Source organism: Ruegeria sp. AB7, assembly GCF_056542625.1.
In genome coordinates this window covers 1-4,311 of sequence record NZ_JBQGAC010000019.1, presented here as the reverse complement: position 1 = coordinate 4,311, position 4,311 = coordinate 1, and the positions used below count along the sequence as shown (strand labels likewise).

At 55.6% G+C, this 4,311-nt stretch carries 3 protein-coding genes and 2 pseudogenes; 4 read left to right on the top strand and 1 reads right to left on the bottom strand.

The window, feature by feature from the left end; all coding sequences use genetic code 11:
• Together ACR0EN_RS21165 and ACR0EN_RS21160 are read left to right on the top strand one after the other, a co-directional pair.
• On the top strand, nucleotides 1–200 hold a 200-nt coding region (locus ACR0EN_RS21165; RefSeq protein ID WP_480588565.1), incomplete at its 5' end, for a hypothetical protein.
• A gap of 17 nt (nucleotides 201–217) precedes the next feature.
• Nucleotides 218–1,335: pseudogene (locus ACR0EN_RS21160) on the top strand (IS3 family transposase).
• 251 nt (nucleotides 1,336–1,586) lie between these two features.
• On the opposite strand, the pseudogene ACR0EN_RS21155 reads toward ACR0EN_RS21160, so the two are convergent.
• Nucleotides 1,587–2,723 (bottom strand): annotated as a pseudogene (locus ACR0EN_RS21155) (IS1182 family transposase); the annotation flags it as partial.
• 62 nt (nucleotides 2,724–2,785) lie between these two features.
• Here ACR0EN_RS21155 and ACR0EN_RS21150 point away from each other — a divergent pair.
• Both ACR0EN_RS21150 and ACR0EN_RS21145 read left to right on the top strand, forming a co-directional pair.
• Nucleotides 2,786–3,915, top strand: a protein-coding gene (locus tag ACR0EN_RS21150; RefSeq protein ID WP_480424262.1) for an IS3 family transposase whose coding sequence is annotated in 2 segments (ribosomal slippage) — nucleotides 2,786–3,029 and nucleotides 3,029–3,915 — 1,131 coding nt in all. Because the reading frame shifts where the segments join, the coding sequence is not laid out codon by codon here.
• A gap of 78 nt (nucleotides 3,916–3,993) precedes the next feature.
• The coding region (locus ACR0EN_RS21145; protein ID WP_480588567.1) for a carbohydrate ABC transporter permease at nucleotides 3,994–4,311 on the top strand (318 nt) is incomplete at its 3' end.

The following is a 4,311-nucleotide window of genomic DNA, read 5'->3' as shown; positions in this document are numbered from 1 at the left end:
CTTGTTGGAAGTTGCGGTCCCTTAGAAACCTCAAACGCATCGCCGCTTTTCCACCAAAAAAGATTGGTAACGACATCCAAGGCTTTCCCATCAGAACTCAACAATATCTTGCTGTTATGGTATTCGAGTTTCCAGAAGCCATCGAAAGTACTACCACTCCTGTGTCTTGGCCCCCTAAAACTGTGCCACAGTTGGCTTAGTTTTGGAGACGGGATTGATGGCGCGGAAACGGTATTCGGACGAAGATATTCTGCGGCTTTTGCGCGAGATTGAGCTGGGCCTGGCATCTGGTTCGGATGTCGCGACGGCGTGCAGAACGGCTGGTGTCAGTGATGCGACCTATTACACATGGCGCAAGCGGTTTGGTGGGATGGGACGATCTGAGATGGCCAATCTGAAGGCGCTGCAGAAAGAGAATGATCGGCTCAAGAAAATCGTGGCTGAGCTTGAACTGGACAAACTCATTCTCAAGGAGAGCCTTGATTATCTAAAGCCAAAGGCCTGACGGCAGACCAGCTTCGTCAGGCCGTGGTCCACACCCGACAAAAGCTGGCAACCTCTGAACGGCGCACCTGTCGCGTGATTGGATTGGCGCGGAGCACGCTGCAATACCGCGCAGCGCCAAAGGATGATGAGGCGTTACGTCTGGCGATGATCCGATTGGCCAAACGGTATGGGCGCTACGGCTACCGCAAGGTCGCCGAGCTGCTGCGTGTCGAAGGCTGGGCAGTCAATCATAAAAAGATCGAACGACTATGGCGCGAAGAAGGCTTGCAGCTCCCACAACGGCACAAGAAACGCAAACGGCTGTACCACAAGGACAGCTCGATCATCCGGCTCCGACCGCAACATCCCAATCACATCTGGAGCATTGACTTTGTCCACGACAAGCTGAGCAACGGACAGAGCTACAAGATGCTGACGGTGCTGGATGAGTATACCCGTGAGGCGCTCTGCGTAGCGGTCAAGCCGAAGATGAACAGCGCAGACGTGCTGGATGCGCTCTACCCACTCTTATTGCGGCACGGGAAGCCCGAACACATCCGTTCCGACAACGGCGCGGAGTTCATCGCAACGGCCCTGCAGACCTGGTTAAGAAAGGTGGGCATTAAGCCGATCCAAATCTACCCGGGATCACCTTGGGAGAATGGATACAACGAGCGCTTCAATGGCACTCTGCGCCGGGAAGTCCTCAACGCAGAATGGTTCCACACCACCAAACAGGCTCAGATCGTCATCAATACCTGGCTTAGACAGTACAATCGTGTCAGACCCCATCAGGCTCTAAACATGCGACCGCCCGTTCCAGAAACCTTGCTCAAAACTGGCCCATAGAATTGGGGCTGGACAGGGCATCTCAACAACTGTCATCGAAATTGGCTTTGGACTTTATCGACGGTTCGCCGGTTCGCCGGTTCGCAATAAACTCGAACCTCTTGCATTTTTGAGTTTTTCAACACAATCGGCTCATTCTACCAATTCAGGCTTGTCGCAGCGAGGGTCGGATATGAGCCGATTCTGTGGAAAAACAACGTGTTGCGGACGCAGAAAGTGGTGTGCTGAACCGAGCGCGAGTGCCTTTCTGATCAGGCTTTACGTGTTTGCTGCGGTGCGGGAAAGATCTTGGCCAGTTTGCGGAGGTTCTGGGCGGTGGCGGCGAGGAGGAATTCGTCGTTTGCGCCGCATGGGCCACGTAATCGGAGCCGACCCAGGCCGAGAATGCGTTTGAGGTGGGCGAAGAGCATTTCCACCTTCTTTCTGAGCTTCATTGAGATGTCGTACTGGCGGGTCTTGGCAATGTCTCGAGCCACCTGGCGGGCGTCTTCTGTTTCTTCGCGGCTGATCTTGCGGGCATCCGCGTTGGGGCAGCACTTGGTTTTCGATGGGCAGACCTGACAGACCTCTTTCAGAGCGCGATAGCGAGCGGTGCCCTTGCCCGTCGGACCGCGGTTGGGGTCTGAGTAGTTGCGGCGGAACTGCTTGAGGGCGTGACCTTCGGGACAGATGTATTGGTCATTCTCAGCATCCCATTCGAAGTCGGCGCGGGTCCAGGTGCCGTCATTGCGACCGGACTTGTCGAACACCGGGATATGCGGCGCAATCTTGCGATCAACCAGCCAGCCCAGAAGTGGGCCGGTGCCATAGGCGGTGTCCGCGATTAGTCTCTCCGGATGCAGATCGAACCGTTCCTTTACTCGGTTCAACATGGTCTTGGTCGATCCGACCTCAGCCTGACGGATTGATCTGGTGGCTTCGACGTCGATGATAACTCCGTGATCTGTATCGATCAGGTAGTTGTCGGAATAGCTAAAGAATGCAGGGCCTTTGCGGGCTGCGGTCCATTGGCTCGCCGGATCGGAATGCGATGTGAACTTGGGCGGAACCTCGCTGGCAGCGCCGAACGCAGCCTCGTCCAGCGTGTCGAGATACTCGCGGACGGCGCGGGGCGCGTCGGTCGGATCAACGGTTGAGGCGTCCCACTCTTCCTTCGGCGTTGAGTTCTGCTTGTTGGCATCGGCTTCGATCAAGCTTGCATCGATGGCCATACGCTGACCGCTGACGAGGCCTTCCTCAATGCTGTGTGCCACGGTCATCTCGAACAGGTAGCGCAGCAGTTCGCTTTCGCGGAACCGCCCATGCCGGTTCTTCGAGAATGTGGAATGATCCGGCACACGGTCGTTCAGATCGAGCCGACAGAACCACCGATAGGCTAGGTTCAGATTGGACCTGTCACGGTTTGATGCCGCTCCTTTGATAGCATCTACTGCAGCAAAGGAGACTGACTATGGGACTGAAACGGACGGCCGAATTCCGGCAAGATGCGGTGCGTATCGCATTGACCAGTGGGCTAACACGCAAGCAGGTGGCTGATGATCTAGGTGTCGGGATGTCCACGCTGAACAAATGGATCACAGCGCACCGAGATACAGACGTGGTTTCCAAAGAGGATTTGAGCCTCGCTCAAGAGAATGAGCGACTTCGACGGGAGATCCGGCTCCTCAAGGAGGAGAGGGAAATCCTAAAAAAGGCCACCCAGTTCTTCGCGGGCCTAAAGCAATGAGATTTAGGTTTATCGAAGAACACAGAGCCAGCTTTCCAGCCAACCGGTTATGCGATGTCGTCGGTGTCAGCGCACGCGGTCTGCGTGCCTTCCGCAGCCGCCCTGCCAGTCGCAGACAGCGGTCTGATCTGGTCACGCTGGCGCATATCAAAGAACAGTCACGCCTCAGTTTGGGCAGCTATGGCAGGCCGCGCATGACTGAAGAGTTGAAGGAAATTGGTTTGGCTGTGGGGCATCGTCGCGTTGGTCGCCTGATGCGCCAGAACGGCATATCCGTGTTGAGAACACGCAAGCACAAGGTCACGACAGACAGCGATCACAAGTTCAATATCGCGCCCAACCTACTGGATCGGGACTTCACAGCGGATCAGCCGAACAAGACATGGGCTGGTGACATCAGCTATGTCTGGACCCGTGAAGGCTGGCTTTATCTCGCCGTCATTCTGGACTTGCATTCCCGCCGTGTGATTGGCTGGGCTGTTAGCAATCGGATGAAGCGAGACCTGGCCATCAGGGCGCTGAGAATGGCTATCGCCTTCAGATCACCACCGAAGGACTGCATCCACCACACGGATCGTGGCAGCCAATACTGTTCCCACGATTATCAGAAGATCCTGCGCCAACATGACTTCAAAGTGTCGATGAGCGGCAAAGGCAATTGCTATGATAACGCCGCCGTCGAGACCTTCTTCAAAACGATCAAAGCTGAGCTGATCTGGCGGCGGTCATGGCAAACCCGACGGCAGGCTGAAGCGGCCATCTTCGAATACATCAACGGCTTCTACAATCCGCGCCGCCGACACTCAGCACTGGGCTGGAAAAGTCCCGTCGCCTTCGAACGGAAAGTGGTTTAAACGAGCACTTGGAGCGGCACAAAAACGCGACAGGTCCAAACTCCGGTAGTTTCGTCCCTCGCGGTCTATTGGTTATTCATTGATGGCGGTGTTATCGCCGCGACCTTAGAAGCCATGGGCCTCGGCAAATTCTACTTTCTTGCCGATCAGGTCACGATACGGCTGGTGATCATCGCCTACGGGGTCTGGTTTGCTGCACCCTTCGCATTCATCATACTATATGCAGGGTTGCAAACGGTACCGGAAGAGCCGCTTGAAGCGGCGATCATAGACGGCGCAACGCCATGGCAGCGCGTTCGATATGTCGTAATCCCTCACCTGTCTCCATTGTTTGCCGTGATCACCTTAATCCATGTGATGGATAGCTACCGGGTGTTTGAGCCCGTTCTGGTCTTC